General features: G+C 67.9%; 14 protein-coding genes and 1 pseudogene. 5 read left to right on the forward strand and 10 right to left on the reverse strand.

The window, feature by feature from the left end; genetic code table 11:
- Positions 1 to 519: 519 nt before the first annotated feature.
- Positions 520 to 1560, reverse strand: a complete 1041-nt coding sequence (locus K3769_RS18620) for an aldo/keto reductase (RefSeq protein ID WP_267027534.1) — start codon at positions 1558 to 1560, stop codon at positions 520 to 522.
- 146 nt (positions 1561 to 1706) lie between these two features.
- On the opposite strand from K3769_RS18620, the gene K3769_RS18625 reads away from it, so the two are divergent.
- Both K3769_RS18625 and K3769_RS18630 read left to right on the forward strand, forming a co-directional pair.
- Complete coding sequence (locus K3769_RS18625) at positions 1707 to 2306, forward strand: TetR/AcrR family transcriptional regulator (protein WP_267027535.1); 600 nt, start codon at positions 1707 to 1709, stop codon at positions 2304 to 2306.
- Between the two features lie 124 nt (positions 2307 to 2430).
- Positions 2431 to 3180, forward strand: a complete 750-nt coding sequence (locus K3769_RS18630) for an alpha/beta hydrolase (RefSeq protein WP_267027536.1) — start codon at positions 2431 to 2433, stop codon at positions 3178 to 3180.
- Between the two features lie 191 nt (positions 3181 to 3371).
- On the opposite strand, the gene K3769_RS18635 is transcribed toward K3769_RS18630, so the two are convergent.
- Positions 3372 to 4133: an SDR family oxidoreductase gene (locus K3769_RS18635; RefSeq protein ID WP_267027537.1), complete on the reverse strand. Its 762-nt coding sequence runs from the start codon at positions 4131 to 4133 to the stop codon at positions 3372 to 3374.
- A gap of 189 nt (positions 4134 to 4322) precedes the next feature.
- Between K3769_RS18635 and K3769_RS18640 the strand changes: the two genes are divergently transcribed.
- Positions 4323 to 5195 (forward strand): helix-turn-helix domain-containing protein, encoded by an 873-nt coding sequence (locus K3769_RS18640; protein ID WP_267027538.1) that lies wholly within the window; start codon positions 4323 to 4325, stop codon positions 5193 to 5195.
- A gap of 154 nt (positions 5196 to 5349) precedes the next feature.
- On the opposite strand, the gene K3769_RS18645 is transcribed toward K3769_RS18640, so the two are convergent.
- The 3 genes from K3769_RS18645 to K3769_RS18655 form a co-directional block, all read right to left on the reverse strand.
- Positions 5350 to 6096: an SDR family oxidoreductase gene (locus K3769_RS18645; RefSeq protein WP_267027539.1), complete on the reverse strand. Its 747-nt coding sequence runs from the start codon at positions 6094 to 6096 to the stop codon at positions 5350 to 5352.
- 68 nt (positions 6097 to 6164) lie between these two features.
- Positions 6165 to 7235, reverse strand: a complete 1071-nt coding sequence (locus K3769_RS18650) for an aldo/keto reductase (RefSeq protein ID WP_267027540.1) — start codon at positions 7233 to 7235, stop codon at positions 6165 to 6167.
- A 135-nt stretch (positions 7236 to 7370) separates the two neighbouring features.
- Entirely contained in the window at positions 7371 to 8096 is a 726-nt protein-coding gene (locus K3769_RS18655; RefSeq protein WP_267027541.1) for an SDR family oxidoreductase, read from the reverse strand.
- A gap of 138 nt (positions 8097 to 8234) precedes the next feature.
- On the opposite strand from K3769_RS18655, the gene K3769_RS18660 reads away from it, so the two are divergent.
- Positions 8235 to 8798, forward strand: a complete 564-nt coding sequence (locus K3769_RS18660) for a TetR/AcrR family transcriptional regulator (protein ID WP_267027542.1) — start codon at positions 8235 to 8237, stop codon at positions 8796 to 8798.
- 118 nt (positions 8799 to 8916) lie between these two features.
- Here K3769_RS18660 and K3769_RS18665 read toward each other — a convergent pair.
- From K3769_RS18665 to K3769_RS18685, 5 genes and pseudogenes are all read right to left on the reverse strand, one after another.
- Positions 8917 to 9342, reverse strand: a pseudogene (locus tag K3769_RS18665) (SAM-dependent methyltransferase); the annotation flags it as partial.
- Positions 9343 to 9919: 577 nt separating this feature from the next.
- Positions 9920 to 11032: an NAD(P)/FAD-dependent oxidoreductase gene (locus tag K3769_RS18670; protein ID WP_267031433.1), complete on the reverse strand. Its 1113-nt coding sequence runs from the start codon at positions 11030 to 11032 to the stop codon at positions 9920 to 9922.
- A 177-nt stretch (positions 11033 to 11209) separates the two neighbouring features.
- Entirely contained in the window at positions 11210 to 11374 is a 165-nt protein-coding gene (locus tag K3769_RS18675) for a hypothetical protein (protein WP_267027543.1), read from the reverse strand.
- A 51-nt stretch (positions 11375 to 11425) separates the two neighbouring features.
- Positions 11426 to 11794, reverse strand: coding sequence for a hypothetical protein (locus K3769_RS18680; RefSeq protein WP_267027544.1), 369 nt, complete (start codon positions 11792 to 11794; stop codon positions 11426 to 11428).
- A gap of 196 nt (positions 11795 to 11990) precedes the next feature.
- Positions 11991 to 12869 (reverse strand): helix-turn-helix domain-containing protein, encoded by an 879-nt coding sequence (locus tag K3769_RS18685; protein ID WP_267027545.1) that lies wholly within the window; start codon positions 12867 to 12869, stop codon positions 11991 to 11993.
- A gap of 486 nt (positions 12870 to 13355) precedes the next feature.
- On the opposite strand from K3769_RS18685, the gene K3769_RS18690 reads away from it, so the two are divergent.
- Positions 13356 to 14048: an aspartate/glutamate racemase family protein gene (locus K3769_RS18690; protein ID WP_267027546.1), complete on the forward strand. Its 693-nt coding sequence runs from the start codon at positions 13356 to 13358 to the stop codon at positions 14046 to 14048.
- The last annotated feature ends 59 nt before the right edge of the window (positions 14049 to 14107 follow it).

Consider the following 14107-nt stretch of genomic DNA (forward strand, 5'->3'; position numbering starts at 1 on the left):
ACGTGGTCATTGTCGTGATGATTGACCGAGGAACGCTCTCCTCCAGGTGGAGGACGCCATGACCGAAGCCGTCCCGCCCTGCGCCGGCACCGATTCAGTGATCGCAGCCGTGCCGAGTCTGGACGCGAACCAGGCAAGCCTGATGGGCCCGCGAGCCGCCGCCTATGCCGGACATCATGAGGCCGTCCAAGGAGTTCGCTGCCCGAACACTTCAAGCAAGCCGGCTTCAAACAGAGCTCAATCGGGGCTTGGCACCGACGATTTGGTGCGTGCACCTCGGGCCGTCCAAGTCGCGGGAGCGCATTCGACCGGATGGAGGAGCTGGCAACGGGCTCGTATTCCAAGGTTGCGGCAGTATTCGCACGTGAGCAGGCCCCCCACGGGGGGCGAGGGCTCCGCTTGCGCACGCCTCGGCACGGTACTCGCAACGTCGGACCTACGCTTTTTGGCTCGGCGCCGCTATGTCGGCGCCAGGCCCGCAGCCCGCAGCCCGCAGCCCCCTGTCCGCACAGTGCGCGATCAGATCACTGGCACCGGGTGTCGGCGCAGCTTGCCGAGGTCGCCGCCGAAGATGCCGGGCAAGGCGCCGGCCACCGCCTCGTGCGGGACACCTTGGGCGACGGCGCTGACTCCCTCCAGACGGTCGTACTGTTCCTGGCTCAAGTCGAGGTCGAGCGCGGTGAGGTAGCCGTCGAGTTGCGCTGTGGTGCGCGCGCCGACCACGGGAATCAACGCCGTCGCGCTGCGGGCCGCCCGGCCGCGCAGCCAGGCCACGGACACCTGCGCGGCGCTCGCGCCACACTCGTCGGCGATCTCAAGGACGGTGTCCAGGACGGCCGTGGTGTGCGGGGTCTCGGGGCGCTCGATGCGTCGGCTGTCAGTGTCACCCTGACGGTACTTGCCGGTGAGCAGACCGCCGGCCAGCGGCGAGTAGAGGGTGGCGCCGAGCCCGAACGCCTCAGCCATGGGGAGCAGTTCACGCTCGCCGGTGCGCTCGGCGAGGCTGTACTCGATCTGGATGCCGAGGACGGAAGTGCGGCCACGCAGGTTGGCCAGGGTCGCGGCGGTCGCCACCCGCCAGGCGGGGAAGTTGGACAGGCCGCCGTAACGGATCTTGCCGGCGCGCACCAGGTCGTCGAAGGCGGTGACGATTTCCTCGACCGGGGTGACGGTGTCGGGCAGGTGCGCCCAGAACACGTCGACGTAGTCGGTCCGCAGTCGCCGCAGGCTGGCCTCCAGCGACCTGATCATTGTTTTGCGGCCGTTACCGGCGGAGCCGATGCCACTCAGCCCGTCGCTGCCGGAGGTGTACTTGGTGGCCAGGACGAACCGCTCGCGGTCGGCGCCCAGCAGTTCGCCGACGACCGTCTCGGACTGCCCGCCCTGGTAACGGTCGGCGGTGTCGACGAAGGTGCCGCCCGCCTCGGCGAACGCCTCGAAGACAGCCCGCGCCGTGGCGGGCGGGGCGGGGGCGTCCGGGCCGGTGCCGAAGGTGGCGGTGCCGAGGGCGAGTTCGGACACGCGTAGCCCTGTGCCGCGCCCGAAGGTGGTGTGAAGCATGACGGTGTCTCCGGGGTGAGGTGCCAGATGGGGATGAGAACGCATCGGATGCCCGACACAAACCGGAATCCGATTCCTCCACCTTAGCGGAACCGGATTCCGGTAAGGTGATGGCTCAGGGAAGAGCAACACGAGGAGGATTCGCGGTGGTGGACGACGACCGCGCCACGCCGCCGGCCGACCGGCCCCTGCGCGCCCATGCCCGGCGCAACCGGGACGCGCTCCTCGGCGCCGCGCGTGAGGCCTTCGCCGCCGGGGAGGCGGACATCCGGGTGGAGGAGATCGCCCGCCGTGCGGGGGTCGGTGTCGGGACCTTCTACCGGCACTTCCCCACCCGTGAGGCCGTCGTCGAGGCGGTCTACGACGAGCGGGTGCGGGACATGTGCGCCCACGTGCAGACCCGGCTGGCGACCGACCCGCCCCACGATGCCCTGCGCGCGTTCCTGGAACAGCTGATCCAGCACGCCGTGGACAGCCGCAGCATGGCCGCCGCGCTCAAGACGCTGATGGACCTCGGCTCTCCGGTGTTCAACCGCGGCCGCGAGACCATGGTCGACACGATCGGGCAACTGATGGCCGCCGGGGTTGCCGCCGGGACGATCCGCGCCGACATCACCGCGGACACCGTATTCCGCGCCATGGGCGGCATCTGCGCCTCACACGGTCAGCCCGGCTGGGAGGACGCCGCCCGGGACGTAGTACACCTGCTCTACGACGGTCTGCGGCACACCGCCCCGCGATCCTGAGTCCGGCCGCCCGCTGCGCCGACGTCGACGCCGACTCTCGGAGGGAAGCGTTCGCGGGGGCGGCACGCCTTCGGGGAGAGGCATCACGCCAGCAGAACTCGACCGAACGTCCTCTCTTGCCCATATGCCGTCGGGAACGACAACACGTCGGCCGACAGCCCCAAGCCGACCCGTTGTCTTTGTGCACGGGGCGTTCGCGGACTCCTCCGGGTGGTACGGGGCGATGGACAAGCTGCGCAAGGACGGCTATCCGGTCCGTGCCGCGAACAACCCGCTGCGTGGCCTTCCCAGCGACTCCGCCTACGTCCGCGACTTCCTCAACAGCATCAAGGGACCGATCATCCTGGCCGGTCACTCGTACGGTGGGGCAGTCATCACCCAGGCGGCCGCGGGTGACCCGGACGTCAAGGCCCTCGTCTACGTGGCGGCCTCGGTGCCGGACGTCGGCGAGTCCTTGGCCGACCTGAAGGCCCACCAGGTCGACAGCCCCGCGCCGTCCCTCCCGTTGCAGCCGGCGGAGTTCACAAAGCCGGACGGAACCCGAGGCACCGACGCGTACATCGATCGGGCCAAGTTCCGCGAGACGTTCGCCGCGGACGTCAATGCGACTGTGGCAGCCGACATGGCGGACACGCAGAAGCCGATCGACATAGCGGCCCTCAACCAGAAGGCCACGGCGGCCGCGTGGAAGACAATTCCCTCGTGGTTCCTGATCGCCAAGCAGGACCACGCGAACAGTACGAACCTCCAGCGCTGGGAGGCCGAGCGTATCGGAGCGCACACCGTCGAGATCAACTCCTCGCACGCCGCCATGGTCAGCCACCCCAAGGCGGTCGCGGACCTGATTGAGCAGGCGGACCGTGGTACGAGGTGACACATCCTCCGTTATGGCCGGGGAAGGCGGGCGTCCCCGGCCATGGCGGCCCGTGATTGAGGCTGTTCCCACCTTGCCGAGCAGGGCACCCCACCGCGGATGCTGACGCTCATACTGACGGCGAAGTCCCGGCACAGGAAGCCGGAGAACGTCCGCCGCTGAAACCGTTGCCGCCCGGGAGGGGAAGAGTGTCAGCCTTGGCGGCTGGGGAGCATGGCCAGGGCCTGGGAACGCTGTGAGACGAGGTCGTCGTAGGTGCCGTCGCGCTCGGCCCAGCGGTGCATGAGGACGCCCTTCACGAGGATCTCGTGGGGGGTGGGGTCCTGTGCGAGCAGGTGCATGACCTCGGTGGCGAAGTCGTCGAGCGGCAGCGCGTGCGGGTTCACCTTTTCCTGTCCTGCAGTGGCGACAGCCGGAGGGACGAGCTCCACGACGCCGACGCCGGTGCCGTCGAGCTGCGCGCGTAGTGCCTCGGAATAGGCATGCACCGCGGCCTTCGAGGCGGCGTAACTGGGCATGGGCGGGAACGGCAGGAAGGCGATGCCGGAGGTGACGGTGATCAAGGTGCCGCTCCCCCGCCGGATCAGGTGCGGGGTGAAGGCATCGATGACCCGGATGGTGCCGAGCAGGTTGGTGTCGATCGTCGTTGCCGCCGCCTCGAAGTGCGCGGGGTCGCGCAGGTCCTCCAGGAGCATGACGCCCGACATCGTCACCACGGTGTCCAGCTCGGGGTACCGGGCTAGCGCGGCGTCACGGGCGGATGCGACGGAAGCACCGTTGGTGACGTCGATGCTGATCGTGCCGAAGCCTTCTTCGGCGAGTTCCGAAAGTGCCTCCGGGTTGCGGCCGCCCACGACCACGGTGCTGCCCGCCGCGGCGAACCGGCGGGCCAGCTCTCGCCCGATACCCGAGGTTCCGCCGAGGATGAGAACGGTGCGGTTGGAGAGATCCACGAGGTTTTCCCGTCAGTCCAGGGCGCTGCCGGCATGCAGGCCGGCGGCGCAGACAGTGATGTGCTCTGTCTCTTTCGAGACAGTGCTATCGCAGTCTTGACGGCATCCTCCGGGCGTGGCAGTACCCCCGTCTTCCCTGGTCCTGCCAGGGCCCCCTTTGAAAGTCGCGCACCGTAATACGGTGTCGGTATGAAGGATGAGGAATCCGGCAACCCGCTCGGCAGCTACCTTCGTGCCCGGCGTGAACTGGTTTCCCCGGCACAGGCGGGGCTCCCGCCGGGGGGCAACCGCCGCGTGCCCGGCCTGCGCCGTGAGGAAGTCGCCCTCCTCGCCGGAATCAGTCCCGACTACTACCTTCGACTGGAACGGGGACGTGACAAGAACCCCTCAGCGCAGGTCCTCGAGTCACTCGCGCGGGTCCTGCAACTCGACGACGTCGAGCAGACGTATCTGCTCGGCCTCGCGGCTGCACGCCCCAGGGCGCCGCGGCGCAAGCGGCCCGAGCGCGTACCAGCGCGGGTGCATGAGCTGCTCGCCCACCTTCAGATCCCCGCGTTCGTCGAAGGGCGGGCGTTCGATGTACTGGCCTCCAACCCCATGGCGGTGGCACTCTCCCCCCGCCTGCGGCCCGGCCAGAACCGGCTGCGTTCTCTCCTCCTTGATCCTGAGGAACAAGCCTTCCAGCAGGACTGGACGAAGGCCACCGCCGATTTCATCGCCGCCCTTCGCACCACCATCGGGGACGACACCGACAACCCCCGGTTCATCGAACTCGTCGGAGAACTCGCACTGTCCAGTCAGCGGTTCCGTACTCTGTGGGCCCGCCACGACGTGCGCAGTCTCGACGGAGGCACGACCACCGTCAACCACCCTGTGGTCGGTGAACTACGCCTCCACCGCGACAAACTCGCCATCGACGACGTCATCCTCGTCGTCTACTACCCCGACAAGGACAGCGACAGCGACGAGAAACTGCGACTCCTCGCCGCACTCTCACACAGCGGGTCCGCGGACACAGCACACGACCGACCGGCGGGCGCCCCGCACCCAAAGACACCCTGACGAGCACGCACCGCCCCGGACCCGGGTCATTCCTCATCGGTGCCGAGCGTCCGCATGAACTGCTCGCGGCCTGATCGACACGACCACGTGTTGCAGCGGCCCCCGAACCCGCCGTGGTAGCGGGCCCTACGCCGTGGCGGGACGGCAGACGAGCTCAGAGCTGGGTTTCGCCACCGTCCACGGCGAGTTCGATGCCGGTGGTGTACGTGGCATCGAAGGCGAGGAATGCGGCCGCCTTGGCGAACTCTTCGACGGTGCCGTAGCGCTTCATGGGGTTGCTCGCGGTCCGCTCCACCCTGAACCGGTCGGCGGCCTCTCTGGTGAGGTTCATCGTTTCCAGAATCCCCGAGTCGATGGGGCCCGGGCTGATCGCATTGACACGGATCCCCCGCGGAAGCAGCTCGCGGGAGAAGGTGCGGGCCATCGAGCGCAGCGCCGCCTTGCCGGCCGCGTAGACGCTGGTGTCCGCCATGCCGATGACGTTCGCGATGGAGGTGGTGAGGACGATGCCGGCGTTCGCGCTCAGCAGCGGGGCGAGCTCTTGCACAGTGAAGAAGGCGCCCTTGACGTTGATCGCGAACAGCTCGTCGTACACGTCCTCGGTCGTCGACCCGAGGGGCGTGAGGGGTGAGATGCCGGCGTTGACGAACAAGGCCTCGATCGAGCCGAGCTCGCTCTTTATACGGCCAGCGAGCACATCCAGGTCGGGCAGCGATGCCGCATCCGCCCGGACGGCCACGGCATTCTCGCCCAGCCGCTCGCGTGCCGCGTCAAGCTTGGCCTCAGAACGACCCGTGATCACCACGCGGGCCCCGCCTTGCACCAGCAGCTCCGCCAGCGCGAGCCCCATGCCGCTGCTGCCACCCGTGATCACCACGTTCTTGTCGCTGTACGTACCCATACCGGAGTTGCTCCGTTCCCTCATCACATGCATGTCGGTTTCTCTGGACGCGCCGTTCGGGACGCGCATCAGCCGAGGGTTTCGACCTTCATGTCTCCTGTGGTGACTGTGCGGATGTGATCGCTGGCGAGCAGGCCGTGCGGATTGCCGAGGTCGATGGCGCTGACCTCATGGAGGCGGGCCAGCTGAGAAGGAGTCAGGTCGACCTGCAGGGCACCCAGGTTGTCCTCCAGCTGCGCGAGGGTGCGGGCGCCGATGATGGGTGCTGTCACTCCGGGGGCGTTCAGGACCCAGGCCAGTGCGACCTGGGCGGGCGTGCGGCCCAGCTCGGAGGCGACCTCCTTCACCGCATCGGCAATGGCAAGGTTGCGGTCGGTGACCCATCCCAGGGCGACGTTGAGGCTCTTGCGGTTGCCGGCGGTTTCGCCGACAACGGAGCCCGCCGCGTTCTGGTCCTCTCGGCTGTACTTGCCGGTGAGCACCCCGCCGCCCAACGGAGAGAAGGGGACCACGCCGAGTCCCATCTCGCGTGCCATCGGGATCAGGTCACGCTCCGCGGTGCGCTCGATCAGGCTGTACTCGGTTTCCAGTGCGACCAGTGGCGACCAGCCGCGCAGGTCGGCGATCGCCTGCATGCGCGACACCTGCCAGGCCGGGGCGCTGGAGATCGCCACGTACAGCACCTTGCCCTGCCTCACCAGGTCGTCCAGGCCCCGCAGGATCTCCTCCACCGGCGTCCTGAAGTCCCACACGTTCACGTAGAGCAGATCGATGTAGTCGGTGTTCAGCTGCCGCAGACTGGCTTCCACCGACGCCAGCATGCTCTTGCGGTGGGTTCCCCCGGAATTCGGGTCCCCGGGCTGGCGCAGCGTCGAGTACTTCGTCGCCAGCACCATCTTGTCGCGGTTGGTGCGGGCGAATTCTCCGAGCAGTCGCTCGGAGCTGCCGTTGGTGTAGGTGCTGGCGGTGTCGAAGAAGTTGCCCCCGAGCTCGGTGTAGCGGTCGAAGAGCTTGCGCGCCTCGTCGCGCTCGGCGCCCCAGCCCCACTCGGTGCCGAAGGTCGCCGTGCCCAGCGCCAGCGGCGAGACCCGGAGTCCGGAACGGCCCAGCAGCCGATAGGTGTCGAGAGTGAGTGCCATCGTGTTCTCCTGTGAGGTGTGGTTCGTGGCGGTGAGGTGCGGTTCGAGGTGTCCGAGATGTGTGGATCGTGGCGTTCGAGAGGTGTGGATCGTGGTGTTCGAGAGGTGTGGATCGGTGGTCGGTTCGCTGGGGTTTCAGGCGCCGAGCCCGTAGCCGCCGGCCACGGTGATGTCCTGGCCGGTGATGTAGCCGGCGGCGTCCGAGGCGAGGAAGGCGACTGCTTCCGCGACCTCCTGGCTGGATCCGAAGCGCTCGAAGGGGATCTTCGCGCGCATGGCGTCCCGGCCGCTCTCGGGCACCCCCAGTTTGTCGAGCAGCGGCGTGTCGGTGGCCCCGGGGCTCACGGTGTTGACGCGAATCCTGCGCGGGGCCAGTTCGAGCGCGAGCGAGGGCAGCATGGCCAGCAGCGCGCCGCGTGTCGCCGCCCCCACCGTGGCGCCAGGGGTGCCGCGACGGGATCCGATGCCGACGGTCAGCACGATCGAGGCGCCGTCGTTCATGAGGGGAAGGGCCTTTTGGAGGGTGAAGTACTGGCCCTTGAAGTTGAGGTCGGCGTGCTCGTCGAACGATTCCTCCGTCACCTCGGCGACCGGTGCCGGGCGGAAGATCCCGGCGTTGAGGAAGAGCAGGTCCAGCGATCCGAACCGCGCCGACACCGCTGACATCAGGGCATCGGTGTCGGAGAGCACGCGCCCGTCGGATCGGACGACGAGCACATCGTCGGGGAGTTCGGATCTTGCTCGTGCGAGGGAATCGGGATGCTGTCCGGTGACCGCGACCTGGTAGCCGCGGGCGTGCAGCAGCTCGGCAGTCGCCCTGCCGATCCCGGTCGTTCCCCCGGTGATGAGAGCTACAGCCATGGCAAACCTTTCGTCGCTGAAACGACGGGTGGGATCATCCGTAATCGGGGAACTCCCCGTTTGCCTCACCGTACACTGAACCGGGGACTTCCCCGAATCGTTCCTGAGCCTCATCCGACACTTACGATCGCGAAGGTCATGACACCTCCACGCAGCACCCTGCGCGCCGACGCGCAGCGCAACCGCGAGCAGCTGATCGCCACGGCCGCCGAAGCCTTCGCGTCCGGACGCGCGATCTCGCTGGACGCGATCGCCAAACGCGCGGGAGTGGGGAACGCCACTCTGTACCGGCACTTCCCCACCCGAGAAGACCTGGTCGAAGAGGTCTACCGGGACCAGATCCGGCCCTTGCGCGAAGACGCGCGCACCCTGCTGGCCACCAAACCGCCCGCGCAGGCCCTCCACTCGTGGATGCTCCGATTCGCCGACTGGGCCGGTGAACGACGCGGCGTCTGCGAGGCCCTGGTCGCCATGAGCGCTTCCGGCCGCTTCGGCACCGGACCGGTCTGCGACGAGGTTCAGCAGGTCCTGGCGATGGTGCTTGAGGCCGGCGCCACAGCAGGAGAACTGCGCAGCAACATCGACCCGGTCGAGGTGGGCGGCATCCTCGCCGGTCTGCTCTCCGTGGCGGGCGCACCCGAGCAGCGCCCCCAACTGAACCGAATGCTGGACATCGTCGTCGACGGACTCAGGCCCCGCTAGGCGATACGCCGACGGTTCGGCGAGGCGCGGACCCATGCCGGACAACATGGCAGCGGCTGCGGCGGTCGCGGCGCCCCAGTCCCTGGTGTTCGAGTCGCGTCAGGCCGCCCAGTCGGCGGATCCTGGCAACTCCGACGTGGAAACCACATCGCTCCAGGGTGGGCGCCGGGCCATCCTGGTACCACTCGGTGGCGTACACGAGTCCGGGCGCGACGAGTTCGAGGCCCTCGAAGAAGGGCTCGGCCTCAGTGCGAGTACGCAACCGGAGGGGGATCGCACCCTGCTCGTACGCGGCTTCGGTCTTTCCCTTCCACTCCGGATGCTGATCAGTTGTCCCGTGCGACATAAGCAGGAAGCTGCCTGACGGAAGTGCCTTCACCAGGGTGCTCACGACGCCGTACGGGTCCTTGTCGTCGGGCAGGAAGTGAAGGAGCGCGAGCAACGACAGAGCTACGGGGCGTTCGAAGCCGAGGTGTTCGCCGGCACGTTCCAGCAAGACCCGGGGCTGCCGCACATCCGCATGGAGGAAGGCGGTGCTCCCCTGTCGGCTACCACGACGTTGTCGATCGGTCATCTCTTCTCGTACGACAGCTGACGCTCGCCCGTCGTCCCGCGTGGTCCTGGCATTCGGCTGTTACGCCGAGGCGGGTGCCTCATTCGTGTCGGTGAATGCTGATGCCCGTCTCGGAGGGCGAGTTCCTCGTTCGGTACGCTGGCAGTCCGTCCTGGATCCCGGTGACGTTCTACTAGTTGCCCACCGACGAGGCGTACGTGCACCACGGTATGCGGGCGACCCCGAAGGTGTCCTGAGATGCAGCGGCCCTACGACAGCGAGGTACCCGTCGCTCCGGGCACTCCTCCTTGACCTGTCCGACCTGTCCGACGATCGCGCCGACCTACCGATGGCAACGGTGGCCCGTCTGCTCGCGTACGGCCAGCGGCACAACTCCGACCTCGTGGGGACGCTGGGAAGTTGGCTCAACAGTTTCAGCAACGTGCCCGCCCGAGCGTCCTCCGCCTCGCGGACGATGATGAGGCGGTCGAATACGAGGCCGCCGATGGCCCGGTAGGTGTCGGGCAGGCGGTCGCGTGCCCCCTGTTTGACTCTGCCGGGCAGTTCTCTACCGGCCGCGGTTTTCGTGCGACAGACGGGAGGGGGCGAGACCGGTCATGGGGACCCCGTACGCGGCTGTCTCGGGCGACAACGCTCCCTCGGCAACGACGTCCGCGGCCAGCCGGGCCAGTGCCGGCGCCATCTGGATGCCGTAACCGCCCTGCCCGGCAAGGAAGTAGAAGTTCTCGTACGTGGGCCACGCGCCGACCACCGGCTCGTGATCGTCGACGAAATTTCGCAGTCCCGCCCACGCGCGTTGCACACTACGCAATCCGAGCGTGGTCGTCTCCTCGATGGCTTCGAGTGCTCGGGCGATCTCCAGCTCGTCCGGGCGCGGGCGGCCGGGAGACACATCCGTGGCGTCGGCCGGCGAGCCCAGCATCAGCCCCGCTTCCGGCTTGACGTACCACCGCTCACACGCGTCCACGGCCAACGGCAGTTCGGAGACGTCACCGCCGTAACGGGTCGGGCTGACGAACGCCGTGCGCCGCCTGGGCCGGATGCCGACCGGCGGGACGTCTGCGCGGGCGGCGACCTGATCGACCCACGCGCCCGCGGCGTTGACCACCTTCGCGCACCGGATGACGTGGTCTCCTGCCGTGACGCGCCAGCCCTGGCCGTCCCGCGCGATGTCGCGCACCTCCGCGTTGAACAGCACGGTGGCGCCACGCCGTCGCAGTGCCCTCAAGTAGCTCTGGTGCAGGCCGGCGACATCCAGATCCGCAGCCGAGTGGTCGACGGCGGCGGAGCGGACCCGCTCGGCACGCAGCGGCGGACAGAGCGCCTGCGCCTGTGCCGGGGTGAGCGCCTCCGTGTGCGATGAGGTCCGCCTCAGCTCGGTAACGGCGTCCTCGCTCGGCTCGTCGGTCGCCAGCCAGAGCAGAGGCCGCATCTGCAACAGCGGTACGCCGTTCTCGGCGGCGATCGCTTCGAACAGCGGGCGGCTCGCCTCGGTGAGTGCGCGCACCCAAGCGCTGCCGTAGGAGGGCAGGTACGCGGCAGCGGACCGGCCCGTGCTGTGCTCCTCCCCCGAGGCAGCTGCTTCCACCACGACCACCGACAACCGCTCGGACAACTCCGCGGCTATCGACGCGCCAGCCATCCCGGCACCGACAACCACAACATCACTGCTCAGCAAAAAATCTCCTTGACAAGGGTCCAGCCCGGCGGCCAGCAGACATCAGCACAAGCAAACCACCGTCAGGACGTATCGACAGCACGGTGGGAGCAGGCCCTGCACAAACGCGCCGAGGACATACGCTGTGACCGCACCCCGCACCCCGCGCGCCCAACGCACCTACCGCGGACTGCTCATGTCGAAGTAGCTGTCATGCGGGGCCTCCAACTGCTCGGTGAGCTGTTCGGAGGTGCCCTGCGCCACCAGCTCACCGTGCCTGAGGACACAGGCGCGATCGGCGAACCGCAGCGCGTCCTGCAGGGCGAAGAGCAGATACTGGTCCATCGCCGGTGAGGACCTTCTGCTTGCCGCTCGGCAGCACCTGCAGAGAGACGATCAAACTGCCGCAGCTGTCCTTCGGCAGCGGAAGCGCGGAGCAGCCGCGGGGGCGCCGAGGAACACGTCGCCCCCGTGGCGACGGTGATCTTGCCGGTGATGCCCTTGAGTACGTCGGGTCAGGGTCATGATGTCGGCGAACCCGTAGGTCGCGAACGAGTCGATCTTGTCCTTGACCGCGGCCGAGGTCGTCTGCTTGACGTAAAGGTTGATCTGCGCCTGCTTGGTCTTGGGTGCGGCGTCCCTGAAGTTGGCGGGCAGCAGGCACTGCTGCGTGTAGACACCCATGCTGCCCCGCCCCCTGGCCGGGACGCTGCTCGCCCAGTCCGCTGGGGACATCGACTGGCTGGTGTCGGTCGACTCCGCCATCGTTCGGGCCCACCAGCATGCCGTCGGCGGCAAAAGAGGGCTTCGACCGGTGCGTCTACCGCCGCCGCAACGTCGTCGTGCGCTGCTGCAACCACCACAAGCAGTGACGCGGACTGGCCACCCGCTGTGACAAGACCCGCGAGTCCTACCAGGCGACCGTCACCATCGCCTCGATCCCGCTCTGCGACACACGTGGTCATGATCGGGTGTCGCCTCTTTCCAGAGTGCTCTCCTGGTCGGAGTTCTCGACATCGGCGGCTGACTTCTCGGCCAGGCGCCGAAGGAGGATCAGGCCGTCGTGGCTGGCGCTGCCGGGTTCGGCGCTGTAGACGGACAGGTGCTGGCCAGGGGCGCTCGCGACCGCCAGGGTCTCGAAGTGCAGCCGCAGCTCCCCCACCCGCGGGTGGACGAAATGCTTCTCCTCGCGGGTTCGCGGACGCACCTCGTAGCGGGCCCACAGGTTCGCGAACGCCGGGCTGTGCACCGTCAGTTCACCGACGACCCGCTCGATGCGCTCGTCTGCGGGGAACTGCGAGGACGACGCCCGCACGTTGCTCACCGCGAGACGCGACGCGGCGTCCCAGTCCCCGTAGAACGACCTCGCATACGGGTCCAGGAAGATCATCCGCAGCAAGTTGTCGTATCGGGCGAACCCGCGGTACAGCTCGCGCGCCATCGCGTTCGCGCCCAGGATGTCCTGCGCCGCGCCGACCAGGAAGGCCGGCACGTCCGGCATGCCGTCCATCAGCCGCAGCAGCTCCGGAGCCACGGTCAGCGACGTGGCCGCCCCCGCCCCGAACACCGGCAGGCCCAGACGGAACAAATGCTCCGCTGCCGCATCGGTCAGCCGCAGCGCGCCGGCGATCGCCCGCAGCACCTGATCGGAGGGATGCCGTTCCCGGCCCTGCTCCAGCCGGATGTAGTAGTCCGTACTCACCCCGGCGAGCAGCGCCACCTCGTCGCGCCGGAGCCCCGGCACCCGCCGAGGACCGACATCGGGCAGACCGACGTCCTGCGGCCGGACCAGCGCCCGCCGGGCCCGCAGATAGTCACCCAGCTTGTTCTCACTGTCCACACCAACGACAGTAATGCGGGCCGACTGCCGGAGCATGGGTGCATCACACCCACACCGGCCGAGCCGACTCTGCGGCAAGGTTGCAGACACACCACTACGGCCTTCGTACTGCCCGAGTGCGCTGGGACGCAACACAGGGTCAGACGAAGGGTCTACGTCCGTTCAGGCAGACTGGTCATTCTGCTGAGGGAGACGCTAACGAATGCCTCTCCCCTTGTAAAGACAGAACGTTCTACCGCTACCCCCACCGATCGGCCGACGCCGACGCCGAAATCGCCGCCGAAATCGCCAGCAGCTCACGGCTTCCCCCGTTGGGCGACTGCATTGCACGCCCCTTTGTCGAGTCCCCCGGAAGCAAGCGCACTCGCACAGCACACCGGGCGATAGCTAACGCTTATACCTATTCCCAGTTATGCTAGCTTCGCTTATGGCAGCCCAATGAGCTTGCAAACAGGCCCCGTTGACGACGGAACGTGGAGTGAGTCGATGAAGACCATCGGTTTGATCGGCGGGATGAGCTGGGAATCGACGGCTGAGTACTATCGACACCTGAACGAGATCACGCGCGACCGACTCGGCGGGCTCCACTCAGCTCGGTGCGTGCTCTACTCGGTTGATTTCGCAGAGATCGAACAGTTGCAGACCCAGGGGCGCTGGCCCGAGGCCGGCGAGATCCTTGCGGAGGCCGCTCGGTCTCTGGAAGCAGCCGGCGCCGACCTGGTGCTCATCTGCACCAACACGATGCACAAGGTGGCCGATGCCGTCGAAGCGGCGGTGTCCATCCCGCTGCTCCACCTGGCCGAGGCGACGGCGGACGCCGTACGGGCTTCCGGTCTGAGCCGTGTCGGGCTACTGGGTACGGCGTTCACCGTGGAGCAGGACTTCTACCGGGGCCGTCTTGAGGCGAGTGGGCTGGACGTGTTCATCCCGGATTCCGCAGGTCGCGCCGTAGTGCACCAAGTGATCTACGAAGAGCTCTGCCTCGGAGTCGTGAAGGAGGAGTCTCGCGCCGCATACCGAAAGGTCATGGACGACCTTGTTGCCGCCGGCGCGGAGGGCATCATCCTGGGCTGCACCGAGATCGAGCTTCTCATCGGCCCCGAGGACAGTCCTGTCCCGATCTTCGCCACCGCACGCCTTCATGCCGAAGCGGCCGTGGCCGCAGCGCAGTTGGCATAACTGCTCAGGCCTACGTCGTTGAGCACTTCGGCACCGGCGACGGCGGGCTCCTCGCGGCG

It is taken from the genome of Streptomyces ortus (assembly GCF_026341275.1).
GTDB classification, from domain to species: domain Bacteria; phylum Actinomycetota; class Actinomycetes; order Streptomycetales; family Streptomycetaceae; genus Streptomyces; species Streptomyces ortus.

Excerpts from the sequence above, each read along its gene's own strand:
- K3769_RS18645 (WP_267027539.1), bottom strand. The coding sequence starts at position 6,096 with ATGGGTACGTACAGCGACAAGAACGTGGTGATCACGGGTGGCAGCAGC.
- K3769_RS18640 (WP_267027538.1), top strand. The coding sequence starts at position 4,323 with ATGAAGGATGAGGAATCCGGCAACCCGCTCGGCAGCTACCTTCGTGCC.
- K3769_RS18680 (WP_267027544.1), bottom strand. The coding sequence starts at position 11,794 with ATGGCGGAGTCGACCGACACCAGCCAGTCGATGTCCCCAGCGGACTGG.
- K3769_RS18650 (WP_267027540.1), bottom strand. The coding sequence starts at position 7,235 with ATGGCACTCACTCTCGACACCTATCGGCTGCTGGGCCGTTCCGGACTC.
- K3769_RS18690 (WP_267027546.1), top strand. The coding sequence starts at position 13,356 with ATGAAGACCATCGGTTTGATCGGCGGGATGAGCTGGGAATCGACGGCT.
- K3769_RS18620 (WP_267027534.1), bottom strand. The coding sequence starts at position 1,560 with ATGCTTCACACCACCTTCGGGCGCGGCACAGGGCTACGCGTGTCCGAA.
- K3769_RS18675 (WP_267027543.1), bottom strand. The coding sequence starts at position 11,374 with ATGGACCAGTATCTGCTCTTCGCCCTGCAGGACGCGCTGCGGTTCGCC.
- K3769_RS18630 (WP_267027536.1), top strand. The coding sequence starts at position 2,431 with ATGCCGTCGGGAACGACAACACGTCGGCCGACAGCCCCAAGCCGACCC.
- K3769_RS18660 (WP_267027542.1), top strand. The coding sequence starts at position 8,235 with ATGACACCTCCACGCAGCACCCTGCGCGCCGACGCGCAGCGCAACCGC.
- K3769_RS18655 (WP_267027541.1), bottom strand. The coding sequence starts at position 8,096 with ATGGCTGTAGCTCTCATCACCGGGGGAACGACCGGGATCGGCAGGGCG.